The organism is Streptomyces tirandamycinicus, assembly GCF_003097515.1.
Taxonomy (GTDB): domain Bacteria; phylum Actinomycetota; class Actinomycetes; order Streptomycetales; family Streptomycetaceae; genus Streptomyces; species Streptomyces tirandamycinicus.
The window spans coordinates 6,485,188-6,501,328 of record NZ_CP029188.1 but is presented as its reverse complement, the minus strand read 5'-3'; the positions used below and the strand labels follow the sequence as shown (position 1 = coordinate 6,501,328).

At 73.8% G+C, this 16,141-nt stretch carries 6 protein-coding genes; all 6 read left to right on the top strand.

Annotated features, from left to right (window positions below; all coding sequences use genetic code 11):
• The 6 genes from DDW44_RS33070 to DDW44_RS28140 all read left to right on the top strand — a co-directional run bounded on the left by DDW44_RS33070 (position 1) and on the right by DDW44_RS28140 (position 15,887).
• The gene (locus DDW44_RS33070) at positions 1-8,406 is read left to right on the top strand and encodes a type I polyketide synthase (RefSeq protein ID WP_108908233.1); all 8,406 of its coding nucleotides are present in this window, start codon (positions 1-3) and stop codon (positions 8,404-8,406) included.
• Complete coding sequence (locus DDW44_RS28160; RefSeq protein WP_108908232.1) at positions 8,403-9,179, top strand: thioesterase II family protein; 777 nt, start codon at positions 8,403-8,405, stop codon at positions 9,177-9,179. The genes DDW44_RS33070 and DDW44_RS28160 overlap by 4 nt, the downstream gene beginning before the upstream one ends.
• A 192-nt stretch (positions 9,180-9,371) precedes the next feature.
• Positions 9,372-10,202 carry a hypothetical protein gene (locus DDW44_RS28155; protein WP_108908231.1) on the top strand — a complete coding sequence of 277 codons (831 nt, stop codon included), beginning with the start codon at positions 9,372-9,374 and terminating at the stop codon, positions 10,200-10,202.
• A gap of 131 nt (positions 10,203-10,333) precedes the next feature.
• Positions 10,334-13,498, top strand: coding sequence for a non-ribosomal peptide synthetase (locus tag DDW44_RS28150; protein WP_108908230.1), 3,165 nt, complete (start codon positions 10,334-10,336; stop codon positions 13,496-13,498).
• Between the two features lie 23 nt (positions 13,499-13,521).
• The gene (locus DDW44_RS28145; RefSeq protein ID WP_108908229.1) at positions 13,522-14,352 is read left to right on the top strand and encodes a glycoside hydrolase family 16 protein; all 831 of its coding nucleotides are present in this window, start codon (positions 13,522-13,524) and stop codon (positions 14,350-14,352) included.
• On the top strand, positions 14,349-15,887 hold the full coding sequence (locus tag DDW44_RS28140; protein ID WP_167455542.1) for a prenyltransferase/squalene oxidase repeat-containing protein: 1,539 nt from the start codon (positions 14,349-14,351) through the stop codon (positions 15,885-15,887). Before DDW44_RS28145 ends, DDW44_RS28140 begins: the two co-directional genes overlap by 4 nt.
• The last annotated feature ends 254 nt before the right edge of the window (positions 15,888-16,141 follow it).

Sequence of the window (16,141 nt, the reverse complement as noted above, 5' to 3'; positions counted from 1 at the left end):
ATGAGCAACCCCAACGACAAGGTCGTCGCCGCCCTGCGGGCGTCCCTGAAGGAGACCGAGCGGCTGCGGCAGCACAACCGTGAGCTCACCGAGCGCGGCCGGGAGCCGATCGCGATCGTCGCGATGAGCTGCCGCTACCCGGGCGGCGTACGCACGCCGCAGGACCTGTGGCGGCTGGTGGCCGCGGGCGAGGACGCGGTGTCCGAGTTCCCGACCGATCGCGGCTGGGAGCTGGACGGGCTCTACGACCACGGCGGATTCCTGTACGACGCCGCCGACTTCGACCCGGCGTTCTTCGGGATCTCGCCCCGTGAGGCGCTCGCCATGGACCCGCAGCAGCGCCTGCTCCTGGAGACCTCCTGGGAGGCCTTCGAGCGGGCCGGCATCAACCCCCAGTCCCTGCGGGGCAGCCGTACGGGCGTCTTCGCCGGTGTGATGTACCACGACTACGGCACGCTGGTCGACGCGTCGCCGGACGCCGTCGAGGGCTATGTCTACAACGGCAGCGCGGGCAGCGTCGCCTCCGGCCGGGTGGCCTACACGCTCGGCCTGGAGGGGCCCGCGGTGACGGTCGACACCGCCTGCTCGTCCTCGTTGATCGCGCTGCATCTGGCGGTGCAGTCGCTGCGCAACGGGGAGTGCTCGCTGGCGCTCGCCGGGGGCGTGGCGGTGATGTCGACGCCGACGCTGTTCGACGAGTTCAGCCGGGGGCAGGGGCACGGACTGGCCCCGGACGGACGCTGCAAGGCGTTCGCGGACAGCGCCGACGGGACCAGCCTGTCGGAGGGCGTGGGTCTGCTGCTGCTGGAGCGGCTGTCGGACGCGCGCCGCAACGGCCACCCGGTGCTCGCGGTGGTCCGCTCCACGGCGGCCAACCAGGACGGCGCCAGCAACGGCCTGACCGCACCCAACGGTCCCGCCCAGGAGCGGGTGATCCGCCAGGCGCTGTCCAGTGCGGGGCTGACCGGAGCGGACGTCGACGTCGTCGAGGCCCACGGCACCGGCACCAGCCTCGGCGACCCCATCGAGGCCCAGGCCCTCCTTGCCACCTACGGCCAGGACCACACCGACGAACAGCCGCTGTGGCTGGGCTCGTTGAAGTCCAACATCGGCCACACCCAGGCCGCCGCCGGCGTCGGCGGCGTCATCAAGATGGTCATGGCCATGCGCCATGGTGTGCTCCCCCGGACCCTCCATGTCGACACCCCCTCCAGCCACGTCGACTGGGACTCCGGAGCCGTCTCGCTGCTGACCGAGGAGCGGCCCTGGCCGGCCGCCGACCGGCCGCGCCGTGCGGCCGTGTCGTCCTTCGGCGTGAGCGGCACGAACACGCACGCCGTCCTGGAAGAGGCCCCGGAGAACGTGTCCACCGAGGGCGTGCCGGAGCGCGGGGCCGGGATGCCGGTCGTGCCGTGGGTGCTGTCCGCGCGGTCGGCGGACGCGTTGCGCGAACAGGCCGCACGGCTGAGGGAGTTCGTCCAGACGGATCCCGCCGATGTCGGCTTCTCGCTGGCCACGGGGCGTTCGGTCTTCGAGCACCGCGCGGTGCTGCACAACAGCGGTCCCGGCGGGCTCGACACGGCGCTGGCCGCGCTCGCCGAGGGCAGGGACGCGGCTCCGGGGCTGGTGACGGGCGCGGGTCACCGCGCGGCCCGGACGGCCTTCCTCTTCACCGGGCAGGGCAGCCAGTACCCGGGCATGGGACGTGAACTCCACGCCGCCTACCCGGTGTTCGCCGCCGCCTTCGACGAGGTCTGCGCCGCCCTGGACCCGCACCTGGACCGTCCGCTGCGTGAGGTGGTGTTCGCCGAGCCGGGCACGGCCGAGGCGGAGCTCCTGGACCGGACGCGGTACACCCAGGCAGGGCTGTTCGCCGTCGAGGTCGCGCTGTTCCGGCTGGTCGAGGCATGGGGCCTGCGTCCCGCCGCGCTGCTGGGCCACTCCGTCGGCGAGCTGGCGGCGGCCCATGTGGCGGGGGTGCTGAGCCTGCCGGACGCCTGCGCGCTGGTGGCCGCGCGCGGCCGGCTGATGCAGGAGCTGCCGACGGGCGGGGCGATGGTGTCCGTACGCGCGACCGAGGACGAGGTCATGGAGGTGCTGGCCGGACGCACGGACCGGGTGTCCGTCGCCGCCGTCAACGGGCCGCGGTCCGTCGTCGTGTCGGGCGACGAAGAGACGGTGCTCGCGGTGGCCGCCGAACTCGCCGAGCGCGGCCGACGCACCAAGCGGCTCAACGTCAGCCATGCCTTCCACTCGCCCCGCATGGACGCCATGCTCGACGACTTCCGGACCGTCGCGCGCTCGCTGCGGTACAGCGATCCGCTGATCCCGGTCGTCTCCGATGTGACCGGCCGTACGGCGACCGCGGAGGAGCTGACCGACCCGGACTACTGGGTGCGCCATGTGCGGCAGGCCGTGCGGTTCGCCGACGGCGTGCGGACGCTGGGCGAACTGGGCGTCGGCAGCTGCCTGGAACTCGGTCCCGGCGGGGTGCTCTCCGGCATGGGCCAGGACTGCCTGCCCGGCGAAGCCGTGGCGTTCGCCGCCGCGCTGCGGCGGGACCGCGCCGAGCCGGAGTCGGTGGTGGAGGCGGTGGCGACGGTGTTCGCCCGCGGCGCCCGGGTCGACTGGGCGGCGTTGTTCGCCGGCAGCGGTGCCCGGCGGGTGGATCTGCCGACCTACCCCTTCCAGCGGCAGCGCTACTGGCCGAAGGCCTCCTCCGGTGCGGCCGGGGACGTACGCTCGTTCGGCCTGGAGTCGGTGGACCATCCGCTGCTGGGTGCCGTACTGGAGAGCGCCGACGGCGACGAGCTGCTGTTCACCAGCTGGGTCTCGCTCGCCGCCCAGCCGTGGATCCGCGGTCACCGGGTCGAGGGCGCGGCCCTGCTGCCCGGCACCGCGCTGGCCGAGCTGGCCGTACGGGCCGGGGACAGGGCGGGTTGCCCGCTGCTGGAGGAACTGACTCTGGAGGCGCCGCTGGTGCTGCCCGAGGACGGTGGCCTACGACTCCGGGTACGGGTCGGTGCCGCCGACGCGTCGGGTCGGCGCACGCTGACCGTGCACGCGCGGCCCGACGGGGACACGGCGCAGGACGGCCTGCCGTGGAAGCGCCACGCGAGCGGCACCCTGAGCCCGGACCGCGCCGACGCCGGGCAGGACCTCAGCGGGGCCTGGCCGCCGGCCGGGGCCGAGCCGCTGGACATCGAGGGCCGCTACGAGCGGTTCCGGGAGAGCGGCTTCGAGTACGGCCCGGAGTTCCAGGGCCTGCGGGCGGCGTGGCGGCGCGGTGACGAGGTGTTCGCCGAGGTCACCCTGCCGGCGGACCTGGCGGAGAACGCGGCGGACTTCGAGCTGCACCCCGCCCTGTTCGACGCGGCGCTGCAGACGGTCGGCCTCGGCAGCCTGGCCGAGGACGGCGCTCCGGCACTGATGCCGTTCTCCTGGCGGGGCGTACGCCTGCACGCCACGGGCGCGACCGTACTGCGGGTTCGGCTGACCGTGACCGGTCAGGAGGAGGTACGGCTCGACGCGGCGGACGCCCTGGGCAGTCCGGTCCTGACCGTCGACTCGCTCGCGCTGCGGCCGCTGTCCGGCCGAGCGGCGGAGGCCGCAGCCGCGGCGACCCTGCGCGACGCGCTGTTCCGCGTGGAGTGGGTACCCGTCGAGGCCGCGCGGGCGGAGGGGCCGGAACCGGTCTGGCTGTCCGCCGGTGAGGGCCTCGACGGCCTGTCGGCTCCCGAGGTCGTGGTCGCTCCTTGCCCACCAGGTGAACGGGCGTCACTGCATTGGGCGTTGGACCTGGTCAGGCGCTGGTTGGCGGAGGAGCGGTTCGCCGACTCCCGACTGGTCCTGCTCACCCGCAACGCCGTCGTCACCTCACCCGACGACACACCCGACCTCGAACACGCCGCCATCTGGGGCCTGATCCGCTCCGCCCAGTCCGAACACCCCGACCGACTCGTCCTCATCGACACCGACCACCACACCCCCGACCTACCCACCGCCCTCACCACCGGCGAACCCCAAATCGCCATCCGCGACGGCAAGTACCTCGTACCGCGCCTCGCCCGCACCACCCTCCACCCCGCCCCGGAGTCGACCCCCGCCTTCCACCCCGACAGCACCGTCCTGATCACCGGCGCCACCGGCACCCTCGCCGGACTCCTCGCCCACCACCTCGTCACCCACCACCACGTCCAAAACCTCATCCTCCTCTCCCGACGCCCCGCCCACACCCTCGCCACCACACTCGACGAACTCGGCGCCCACACCACCATCGTCACCGGCGACGTCACCGACCCCGACACCCTCACCCACACCCTCACCCACCACCCCATCACCGCCGTCATCCACACCGCCGCCACCCTCCACGACGCCACCCTCGACACCCTCACCACCCACCACCTCGACACCGTCCTCAACCCCAAACTCGACGGCGCCCTCCTCCTGCACGAACTCACCACCCAACACACCCCCCACCTCGAAGCCTTCATCCTCTTCTCCTCCGCCGCCGCCACCTTCGGCGGACCCGGACAAGCCGCCTACGCCGCCGCCAACACCTTCCTCGACACCCTCGCCCACCACCGTCACACCCACGGCCAACCCGCCCTCTCCCTCGGCTGGGGCCTGTGGGAAGACCGCTCCACCATGACCGGCAACCTCACCCACACCGACCTCCACCGCATGACCCGCCACGGAGTGTCCGGGCTCTCCGCGGCCGAGGGGCTGGCGCTGTTCGACACCGCGTGTGCGTCGGGCGAGCCGCACCTGCTGCCGATCCGGCTCGACGTGGCGGCGCTGCGGCGTTCCCTCGGCGCGGAGGAGCCCGTGCCGGCGTTGCTGCGCGGGCTGGTCCGCCGCCAGGTGCGCCGCGCCGCCGCCCGGGAGGGAGCCGAACCGCAGGGCCGTTCCCTGGCCGCCCGGCTGATCGAGTTGGAGCCTGCCGAGCGGATGGCGTTCGTGCTCGGCCTGGTGCGGGAGCACACCGCAGGGATCCTGGGGTATGCCGGCGCCGGGGGTGTCGAGGCGGAACTCAGCTTCAGGGACCTGGGGTTCGACTCGCTGACGGGCATCGAGCTGCGCAACCGGCTGGCCTCGGCCACGGGGCTGCGGCTGCCCGCCACGCTGGTGTTCGACCACCCGAGCCCGGTCGAACTGGCCCGGTATCTGCTCACCGAGGCCCTCGGTGACGAGCCCGGCACCGCGGCCGGCCCGGCTCGGCGCAGCGACCAGGACCCGGACAAGGACGCGGTGGCCGTCGTGGCCATGGCCTGCCGTTATCCGGGCGGGGTGCGCACTCCGGAGGACCTGTGGCGGCTGGTGCGCTCCGGTGGCGACGCGATCTCCGGGTTCCCGGCCGGCCGCGGCTGGGACACGGAGGCGTTGTACCACCCGAACCCCGACCACCCCGGCACGACGTACGCGGTGGAAGGCGGATTCCTGTACGACGCCGCCGAGTTCGACGCGGGGTTCTTCGGGATCTCGCCCCGCGAGGCGCTCGCCATGGACCCGCAGCAGCGCCTGCTCCTTGAGACCTCCTGGGAGGCCGTGGAGCGGGCCGGCATCGACCCGCGGACCCTGCGGGGCAGCCGTACGGGCGTCTTCGCCGGCGTCATGTACCACGACTACGGCACGCAGGTCACCGAGGTGCCGGAGGGGCTGGAGGCGTTCCTCGGCAACGGCAGTTCCGGCAGCATCGCCTCGGGCCGGGTGGCGTACCACCTGGGTCTGGAGGGCCCGGCCATCACGGTCGACACGGCCTGTTCCTCCTCGCTGGTGGCCCTTCATCTGGCCGCGCAGTCGCTGCGCAACGGCGAGTGCTCGCTGGCGCTCGCGGGCGGCGTGACCGTGATGACCACGCCCGGTACGTTCATCGGGTTCAGCCGGCAGCGGGGGCTGGCCCGCGACGGGCGGTGCAAGGCGTTCGCGGACTCCGCGGACGGCACGGGCTGGGGCGAGGGCGCGGGTGTCGTGCTGCTGGAGCGGCTGTCGGACGCGCGCCGCAACGGCCACCCGGTGCTGGCGGTGGTGCGGGGCAGCGCGGTGAACCAGGACGGCGCGAGCAACGGTCTCACCGCCCCCAACGGTCCCGCGCAGCAGCGGGTGATCCGCCAGGCGCTGTCCAGTGCGGGGCTGACCGGAGCGGACGTCGACGCGGTCGAGGCCCACGGCACCGGCACCAGCCTCGGCGACCCCATCGAGGCCCAGGCGCTGCTGGCGACGTACGGGCAGGAGCACACCGACGAACAGCCGCTGTGGCTGGGCTCGTTGAAGTCCAACATCGGTCACACCCAGGCCGCCGCCGGTGTCGGCGGCGTCATCAAGATGGTCATGGCCATGCGCCACGGTCTCCTCCCCCGGACTCTCCACGTCGACACCCCCTCCACCCACGTCGACTGGGACTGCGGAGCCGTCTCGCTGCTGTCGGAGACCACCGAGTGGCCGGAGACCGGCCGTGCCCGGCGGGCGGCCGTGTCGTCGTTCGGGATCAGCGGGACCAACGCCCATGTCGTCCTGGAGCAGGCCGCGCCGGACGAGACCGGGACCGAGGAGGGCGAGCCGGGCAAGGTCGTCGCTCTGCCGTGGGTGCTGTCCGGCAGAAGTCCGCAGGCCCTTCGCGCCCAGGCCGCCCGGCTGCGGGACTTCGTACAGGAGCGGCCGGAGCTGACTGCCGCGCAGGTCGGGCTGTCGCTGGCCACGACCCGGTCCGCGTTCGCGTACCGGGGTGCGGTGCTCGGCGACGACCCGGCGGAGCGGCTCGCGGCGCTTGAGGCGCTGGCCCAGGGCGAGGGTTCGCCGTCCGTGGTGACGGGTGCCGCCGCGGGCGGTCACAAGGTCGCCTTCCTGTTCTCGGGGCAGGGCACCCAGCGACCCGGGATGTGCCGGGAGCTGTACGCCTCGTCCGAGGTGTTCGCGGCGGCGTTCGACGAGGTCTGCGCGCAGTTCGGACCGCTGCTGGAACGGCCCCTGGCCAAGGTGGTGTTCGCGGACACCGGCTCCCCGGAGGCGGAGCTGCTGGACCGCACCGAGTACGCACAGCCCGCCCTGTTCGCCGTCGAGGTGGCGCTGTTCCGGCTGCTTGAGGCGTGGGGGCTGCGACCCGAGCTGCTGGCGGGGCACTCGATCGGTGAGCTGGCGGCGGCCCATGTCGCCGGGGTCTTCGACCTGCCCGACGCGGCTCGGCTCGTGGCGGCCCGTGGCCGGCTGATGCAGTCGCTGCCCGCGAACGGGGCCATGGCCTCGCTGCAGGCGGCCGAGGGTGAGGTGCTGCCGCTGCTGTCCGGGCGGACGCACGAGGTGGAGGTGGCCGCGGTCAACGGGCCGTCGGCCGTGGTCGTGTCGGGCCGTGAGGGCGCGGTCGAGGAGATCGCCGCGCACTTCAAGGGTCTGGGCCGCAGGACCCGGCGGCTGCGGGTCAGTCACGCCTTCCACTCGCCGCTGCTTAATCCGGTGCTCGACGAGTTCGCGGCGGTCGCGCGCGAGGTGTCGTACCGGGCGCCGCGTATCCCGGTCGTCTCCGACGTCACCGGGGAGACGGCGTCGGACGGGCTGCTCCAGGATCCCGGCTACTGGGTGCGGCACGCGCGGGAGGCGGTGCGTTTCGCCGATCAGCTGACGCATCTGGAGAAGGAGGGCGTCACCGCGTACGTCGAGGTCGGCCCGGACGCGGTGCTGGCCGCGATGGCCCGGGAGTGCCTCGGCGGTCAGGCGCTGGTGGTGCCCGTCCAGCGGCGCGACCGCGCCGACGCCCGGGCGCTGGCCACGGCCGTCGCCGAACTGCACGTCCACGGTGTGTCCCCGGACTGGGCGGCGGTGTTCGCCCCGACCGGCGCCCGTACGGTGGAGCTGCCGACGTACGCCTTCCAGCGCACGGCGTACTGGCTGCCGTCGGGGCCGCAGCAGGCGCCGGCCGGCGGCAGCGACCTGGAGCGGCGGTTCTGGCGCGCTGTCGACAGCCGGGACGTCGGTGCTCTGGCCGCGCTGCTCGACGTCGACTCCGCCCGTGAGGCCGACTCCCTGAACACGGTGCTGTCGCTGCTGTCGGCGTGGGACCACAGCCGCGCCCCCGCCGCCACGCAGGCGCCGGAGGACACCCAGCCGTCCGGGGAAGACGGGGACCTGGCGCGGGCCCTGGCCGAGGCGTCCGAGGACGAGCGGCCGGCGCTGCTGCTGGAGGCGGTGCGGTCGGCCGCGTCCGCGGTGCTCGGGCACGCCGACCCGCACGCTCTGCCGACCGAACAGGACTTCCTGGACGCCGGGTTCGCCTCACTGACGGCCGTCGAGCTGAGCGCCCGGCTCACCAAGGTCACGGGCCTCGACCTGCCGCCCACGCTGATCTACGACCACCCCACGCCGGCGGAGCTCGCCGCGCACCTGCACGAGGAAACGAAGAGGACCGCGTCATGACCCCCACACGTACCGCACCCGTCGAGAGCCCCTGGATCCGCCGCTACCAGCCGGCGCCCGCCGACGGTGTCACCCTGGTGTGCTTCCCGCACGCCGGCGGCTCGGCCACGTCCTTCCACGCGCTGTCCCGGGCGCTCGCCGGGCGGCTGGACGTGGTGGCCGTGCAGTATCCTGGCCGTCAGGACCGGCACCGGGAGCCCGCCTTCGAGGATCTGGACGAACTGGCCGACGCCGCGTTCAACGCGGTCGTCGAGGCCGTCGGCACCGACCGCCCGCTCGCCCTGTTCGGGCACAGCATGGGCGCGTCCGTCGCCTTCGAGGTGGCCGCGCGGCTGGAGCAGCGGGCGGGCGTGACGCCCGTGTCCCTGTTCGTGTCGGGGCGCCGGGCCCCCTCCCGGCATCGCAGCGAGGACCTGCACCGCAAGGGCGACGACGCGCTGCTGCGGGAGATCCGCGCCCTGGACGGCACCGCGCAGGCGGCGCTGGACGACGAGGACATCGTCCGGATGTTCCTGCCGTCCCTGCGGGCCGACTACAAGGCGATCGAGCGCTACCGCAGCGCGCCGGGCGCGGCCGTCGGCTGCCCCGTCGTCGCGCTGACCGGCGACAACGACCCGAAGACCACCGTGGAGGAGGCCCGGGCCTGGCAGGAGCACACCACCGGACCGTTCGACCTGCGGGTCTTCGGCGGCGGTCACTTCTACGTCTCGGAGCAGACCGACGCGGTCGCCGAGGTGCTGGCCACGCGGCTGGGGGTCGCAGGGGTCGGCTAGGGGTTATCCGAGCCAGGAGGCGAAGTTAGCGTGACCGCGCATTCTCCGTATTCCACGGACGCGAATTCACCGTCCCCGAACACGAATCCACCGTCCTCGGACGTGCATTCACCGTTCTCCACGAACGCGAGTCCACCGTTTTCCACCGAACCGAACGCAGTGTTTTCCACAGACCATGGGGGATCCCGAACCATGACCGATCCGCAGACGTGGCGGGTTCTCGGCAACGCGGACGCGCAGGAGCTCGTGCTCGCCGTGGACTTCGACGCCACCGGCCGGGCCGAGGGCCGCTTCACCGATCTGGCCTCGGGTCTGGGTGACCTGCTGCCCTGCTCGATCTGGGAGACGATTCCCCAGGAGGCCGGGACCGGTGCCGGCGATGCCGATCCCGTCGAGCGGTGGCTGGAGGAGGTGGCGGCCGACGGCCGCCCGGTCCGCGCGGTGTTCGGCTTCTGTGTCGGCGGCGTCTACGCGGGCGCGATCGCGCAGCGCCTCGCCGCCCGGCAGGAACAGGCGCCCGCGCTGGTGCTGTTCGACCCCGAGCAGTCCGGCCCGCTGACCCTGTACTCACAGTTCCACAAGGTCCTCGACTCCATGTCCGCCCTGCTGAGTGCCGAGGAGACCGCGCAGGCGGCGGACGAGGCGCGGCGGGCGCACGAGCAGCACACGACGATGGCCGCGCTGGGCGCCGAACTCCTCGACGTGTACCGGCGTACCGCCAAGCCCGCCTTCGACCGGCTGGAGCTGGACGACAGGCGGACGGAGGAGATCACCGCGGTCTTCGCGTCGTTCGTCGGCTATCTGATCGCGGCCGCGGACATCGACCCGCTGCCCGCGTGGCGGGAGGCCGTCGTCGTCACGTCCTCGTCGCCCACGAGCGGTCTGAACGGCTCCCGGGCGGCCGGCCAGGACATCGCCGTGGGCCGGGAACTGCGCGTCGACGTCCCGCACGTCGACCTGCTGCGCGACCCGGGTGTCACCCGCACGGTGACCGAGCTGCTGGGCGCGGACAGGCCCGCCTGAGAAGTCCCGTACGCGCAAGTCCCGTACGCACAAGTCCCGTACGCACAAGTCTCGTACGCGCGATTCCCGTACGCGCGTATCCCGTACGTACGCCCCACCGCGAATTCCCGCGACCCCACGGAACGGTTGGAATGCCAGAAGCAACGGAAGTCCGGTCCCGCCCGGCCGACAGCAAGGAGCACGCCCTCTGGCTCCTGGACGAGCTCGTGCCCGTCAAGGGGGTCAACAACCTCTCCGTCGCCCTTCAGGCCGACGGGCCGCTGCTCGGCCCGGCGCTCCAGGGCACGGTCGATCTGCTGCTGCGCCGGCACGAGGCGCTGCGCACGGTGTTCCGGCAGGAGCAGGCGGGCCTCGTCAAGGAGGTGCTCGACCCCGCCGCCCTGCGGATCGAGGTCGAGCAGCTGGCGGCGGAGCCGGGTGAAGTGGCCGCTGTCGTCGGTGAGTTCATCGCGCGTCCCTTCGACATCGACGGGCGGCCGCTGGTGCGGGCCGCGCGGGTGAGGTGCGCGGACGGCGACGCGTTCTGTCTCGCCGTCCACCACCTGGTCTTCGACACGGTCTCCGGCGCGGTCCTGCTGGAGGAGTTCACCGCCGGGTACACGGCGCTCGCGGCCGGTGCCGCGCCACCCGCGGAGCTGCTGGCCGCGCAGCCGCCGTACCGGGAGCCCTCTCCCCGCGCGGCTGCCGTGGAGTACTGGCGCGGGCAGCTGGCCGGGGCCGACGCCGCGGGCCTCGCCCTGTGGTGTGGCAGCGAGGATCTTCCCGAGCCGACCCTCACCGGTGACCAGATCACGGCCGACCTGTCCCCGCGGGCGACCGAGGTGCTGCGCCGGCTGCAGCAGGAGCTGCGCGCGCCGGAGGCGGTGGTGCTGCTGGCCGCGTATGGCCTGCTGCTGGCCCGGCACGGCGCGGGTCCCGACCTGGTGGTGGGCACCCCGGTCAACGTCCGGGCGCGCGAGGCGTCCAGGGCCGTCGGCTATCACGTCAACACCCTGCCGCTGCGCATACCCGTCGACCTCGGCGGCGGCTTCCGTGACCTGGTGCGGACCGCCCGCGTCGCGTTCCTCGGGGCGGTCGCCCACGCCGATGTGCCGGTCGACATCCTGCTGCCGGAACTGCGCAGGGACGGCGGCGCCTCCTGGCGCAACACCGTCTTCCGCCATCTGTTCAACTACGTTCCGGACGACGGCCGTACGAGCTTCCCCCTCGGCGACACCACGGCCCGCAGGCTCCCGGTGGAGAACGGCTTCAGCAAGTTCGACCTGGAGTTCTTCTTCCTGTCCTCGGCGGACAAGGTGACCGTCCGGGCCGCGTACTACACGCAGGTGCTGGACCGGGCCGACGTACAGGGGCTGCTCGAACGCTTCGAGGCGCTGCTGCTCGCGGCCGCGGAAGGGCCGGACCGGCCGATGGGCGAACTGCCGCTGTCCGGGCCTTCCGACCTCGCGGTGCTGGCCGCGAGCAACGACACCGCGCGCCCGGTGGATCCGCCCAGCGTGCTCGCGGCGGTGCGGGAGCGGGTGGCGCTGACGCCGTCCGCGCCGGCCGTCGTGGGCGACGGTCGCAGCACGACGTACGCCGAGCTGTGGCGGGCCGCCGAGGACACCAGGGACGTCCTGGCCGACGCCGGGGTGAGGGCCGGTGACATCGTCGCGCTGGCCGCGCCCCGGGGTCCCGAACTCGCGGCCGCGGCCCTCGGGGTGTGGCTGGCCGGAGCGGTGTATCTGCCCGTCGATCCGGAGCACCCCGTGCAGCGCCTGGCGTACGTCCTGGAGGACTCCGGCGCGCAGGCCGTGCTCACGGCGCCGGGCGTGGAGCTGCCCGAGGGGGTCCGGGCGCGTGTGCTTGCGCTGGAACCGCTCGCGCCGGACGGCTCCGGCCCGCTGCCGGACCCCGGTGCGGGCGGCCCGGATCCGGACTCCTGCGCCTACCTGATCTACACGTCCGGATCGACGGGGAAGCCGAAGGGCACCCTGGTCGGCCACCGCAGCCTCGCCAACGTGGTCCAGCACTTCGCCGAGGAGCTGAAGGTCACGGCGGACGACGCCGTGCTGTGGCTGACGACCTTCGCCTTCGACATCTCCGCCCTGGAGCTGTTCCTGCCGCTGGTGTGCGGCGGACGGCTGGTCGTGGCCTCCGACGAGGCCCGCACCGACGGCCGCGCCCTGCTCGCCGAGGTCGTCGCGCACGACGTCGGCGTCGTGCAGGCCACCCCGACGACCTGGCGGGTCGTCGCCGACGCGGCGGACGGGCAGCTCGCCGGCCGGCGCCTGGTCTGCGGCGGGGAGCCGCTGCCACCGGCGCTGGCCCGCACGCTGGCCGCCTCGGGCGGCTCACTGCTCAATGTGTACGGCCCCTCCGAGACGACCATCTGGTCCACCTCGGGGCCGGTGCCGGACGAGGTGGTCCGCGTGGACGTGGGCCGTCCGATCGCCAACACCCAGGTGTTCGTCGTCGACCCGGACGGCCGGGAGCTGCCGGTCGGTGTGCAGGGCGAGCTGTGCATCGCCGGGTCGGGCGTCGCGCTGGGCTACCACAACCGCCCCGAACTGACGGCGGACCGCTTCCGCGACCATCCCGCGTACGGGCGCCACTACCGCACCGGCGACCTGGCCCGGCTGCGGCCCGACGGCAGCGTCGAGCTGCTGGGCCGCACCGACCGCCAGATCAAGCTGCGCGGCCACCGGATCGAACTGGGCGAGGTGGAGGCGGTGCTGCTCGACCGTCCGGACGTACGGGACGTCGCCGTCGTCGTGGTGGGGCGCGGCGGGCCGGACGCCGCCCTGGTCGCGTTCGTGGAACCGGCACACGGCGCGGAAGAAGGGGAGGGAGGGGACGGTGCGGCCGAGGTGGACACCGCCGGGCTGACGGCCCATGCCCGGTCCCTGCTGCCCTCCGCCGCCGTACCCCAGGAGATCGTCGTGCTGGAGTCACTGCCGACCACCGCCAACGAGAAGCGGGACCATCTCGCGCTGACCCGCCTCGCCGAGCAGCGCCGCTCCGAGCGCAGTGCGGCCGCGGAATCGGCGCAGGCCTCGCCCGAGGCGCAGTCGGGGACGGCCGGGCGGCTGCTCGCCCTGTGGCAGAGCACGCTCGGCCGGACCGACCTCGGCCCGCACGCCAACTTCTTCGACAGCGGCGGGCATTCGCTGCTCGGCGCGCAGCTCGTGCAGCGCATCGAGAAGACGCTGGGTGTGCCTGTGCGCCTGGCCGACCTGTTCGCCCATCCCACCCCGCTCGCCATGGCCGAGCATCTCGATCCGGACGCCGCCGCACCGTCGGCCCCGGGCAACTGAGGAAGACGGAGCCCGAGAAAGACATGGAGACCGTGAACCAGAAGCACGCCACCGCCCCGGCCGCCGCGACCGCGCCGCCATCGTGGAAGGTCCTGTGGCAGGACACGTTCGAGGGCCCGGCCGGGTCCCCGCCCCACCCCGCCCTGTGGCAGGTCGTCACCGGGCAGCCGTTCGGCGCCGGCATCGAGTTCCACACGGACGACCCCGCGAACGTCGGCCTCGACGGCGCCGGGCACCTGCGGATCACCGCCACGCACGAGGACGGGGAGTACCGGGCGGCGTGGCTGGAGACCCGGCGCGAGGACTTCGTGCCGCGGCCCGGCGGCGCGCTGCGCCTGGACGCCCGGGTGAAGACCGCAGCGGGTCCGGGCCTGGACTGCGCGCTGTGGGCCTGGGGCACGCAGTTGCGGCACCGGGGCGACGAGGACCCGGTGCAGGCGTGGTACCGGGCCGGGGAGATCGACGTCCTGGAGGCGCTCGGCTCCGAGCCGGACTCGGTGTGGGGTGCCGTCCACTCCCCCGAGTGCCACCAGATCCCGTCCCTGGGCATGGGCGCCCGTACGACCACGGAGGACGGCAGCCCGCTCAGCGCGGACTTCCACACCTACTCGGCGGTCTGGCGGCGCGGCCCCGACTCGATCACCTGGTACCTGGACGGCCGCGAGTACCTGAAGCTGACCCCGCAGGACACCACTCCGAAGGGCTGGCTGTTCGACCAGCCGGTGTACTTCTGTCTGGCGATCATTATCGGCAGCCCCGGCGGCCCGGTCCTGCCGGGCGACCCCGACCCGGCGACGCTGCCGTCGTCGCTGCTCGTCGACAGCATCACCGTCTCCGAAGAGCTCCCCGCGTGAGCGCGCCCACGGACGTGGACTTCGACAGGCTCGTCGCCGAGCTGGTCGAGCGGGTGCTGGACGACCCGACCGGCGCGCTGGGTCCCTCGGTGTACGAGACGGCCCGGCTGGTGTCGCTGGCCCCGTGGCTGGACGGGGACGCCGCCCGGGTCCGGTATCTCCTCGACGAGCAGCGGTCCGACGGCAGTTGGGGCGGCCCCGGCGGGTACGCCCTCGTGCCGACGCTGAGCGCGACGGAGGCGCTGCTGGCCGTGCTGGGCCGGGAGGGCGGCGAGTTGCCGCTGCCGCCCGCGGCGCTCGTCGAGGCCGCGCGGCGGGGGCTCGCGGCGGCGGCCGCGCTGGTGGCGTGCAGCGCCGAGGAGCCGGTGCCGTCGACGGTCGTGTTCTTCATGGTCATCCCCGCTCTGGTGGAGGGGATCAACGCCCGGCTCGCCGTCCTCGGGGGCGGACCGGTGCAGCCGCTGGCGCTGCCGCACGGGCTGACCGACGAGGCGCTGCGTGGGCTGCGCGGGGGTGCCTGGCGCAACCCGCTCGCCGGTCACTACCTGGAGATCGTGGGCCCGGCGGCCGTCGGCGCCGCCGAGATGGAGCCGGTCGACGGGGTCGTCGGCTGTTCCGCTGCCGCGACCGCCGCCTGGCTCGGCCCGCGGGAGCCGGCCGACCCCGCGCACCCCTCGGTGCGCTTCCTGCGGCAGGCCCAGGAGCGGGGATCCGGCGCGGTCGCCGCGATGACCTCGATCGTGTACTACGAGCGGGCGTGGATCGCCGGAAACCTGGCGACGGCGGGGGTGGAGCGCGAGGTGCTCGCTCCGCTGCTGAAGGAGCTGCCGGGTGACGTCGGCCGGTCCGGGGCGCCGACCGCGCCGGGGTTCGCGTACGAGGCGGAGACCAGCGCGATCGTCCTGACGGCCCTGGCCCGCCTGGGGGCGCCGCAGGAGCCGGAGTACCTGTGGCAGTACGACGCGCGCAGCCACTTCATGTCCACCATCCCGGAGCACGAGCCGTCCACGACCACCAACGCGCACATCCTGGAGGCGCTGGGCTGCCACCTGGCCGACGGTCCTGCTGAGGGGGACCGGTACCGGGACGCCGTCGCCCGGATCGCGTCGTGGCTGCGCGACCGCCAGGGGCCGGACGGCAGCTGGTCCGACAAGTGGCACGCCTCGCCCTACTTCGCGACGATGCGCTGCGCCCTGGCCCTGCACCGGTACGCCGGCCCGGCGTCGGCCGAAGCCCTCGGCAGGTCCGTCGACTGGCTCCTGCACCGGCAGCACGAGGACGGCTCCTGGGGCCGCTGGGACGGCACACCGGAGGAGACCGCCTACGCGATACGCACCCTGCTGGAACTCACCGCCGACGGCGACGCCCGCTCCGAGGAGGCGACCCAGGCCGTGCACCGAGGCTGCGCCTTCCTCCTGAAGCAGGGCCTGGACGCCGAACACCACCCCCCACTGTGGATCGGCAAGGAGCTGTACGCCCCCGGCCATCTGGTCCACGCGGCGGTGCTGGGCGCACTGATCGCGGCCAGGCGGTAACGGGCCACCGAAGCGCTGTCGGCGGCCGGCGGTCACCAGCCGCCGGCTGCGCCGGCATCGCTGGTCCCACCCGGCGGTGCCCGGCCTCTCGAAGCACTAGGCACGCCCGGCGGCTACCGGCCGCCAGAAACGCGTGGCCCCGGGCCGCGACACCGGCGCCGCGAAGCGTTGGTTGCGGCCGACGGCAAACAGCCCCCGGAGCACTGGGCACGCCCGGCGACAACCGGCCGCTCGGAACGTGACCGCGACCCGGC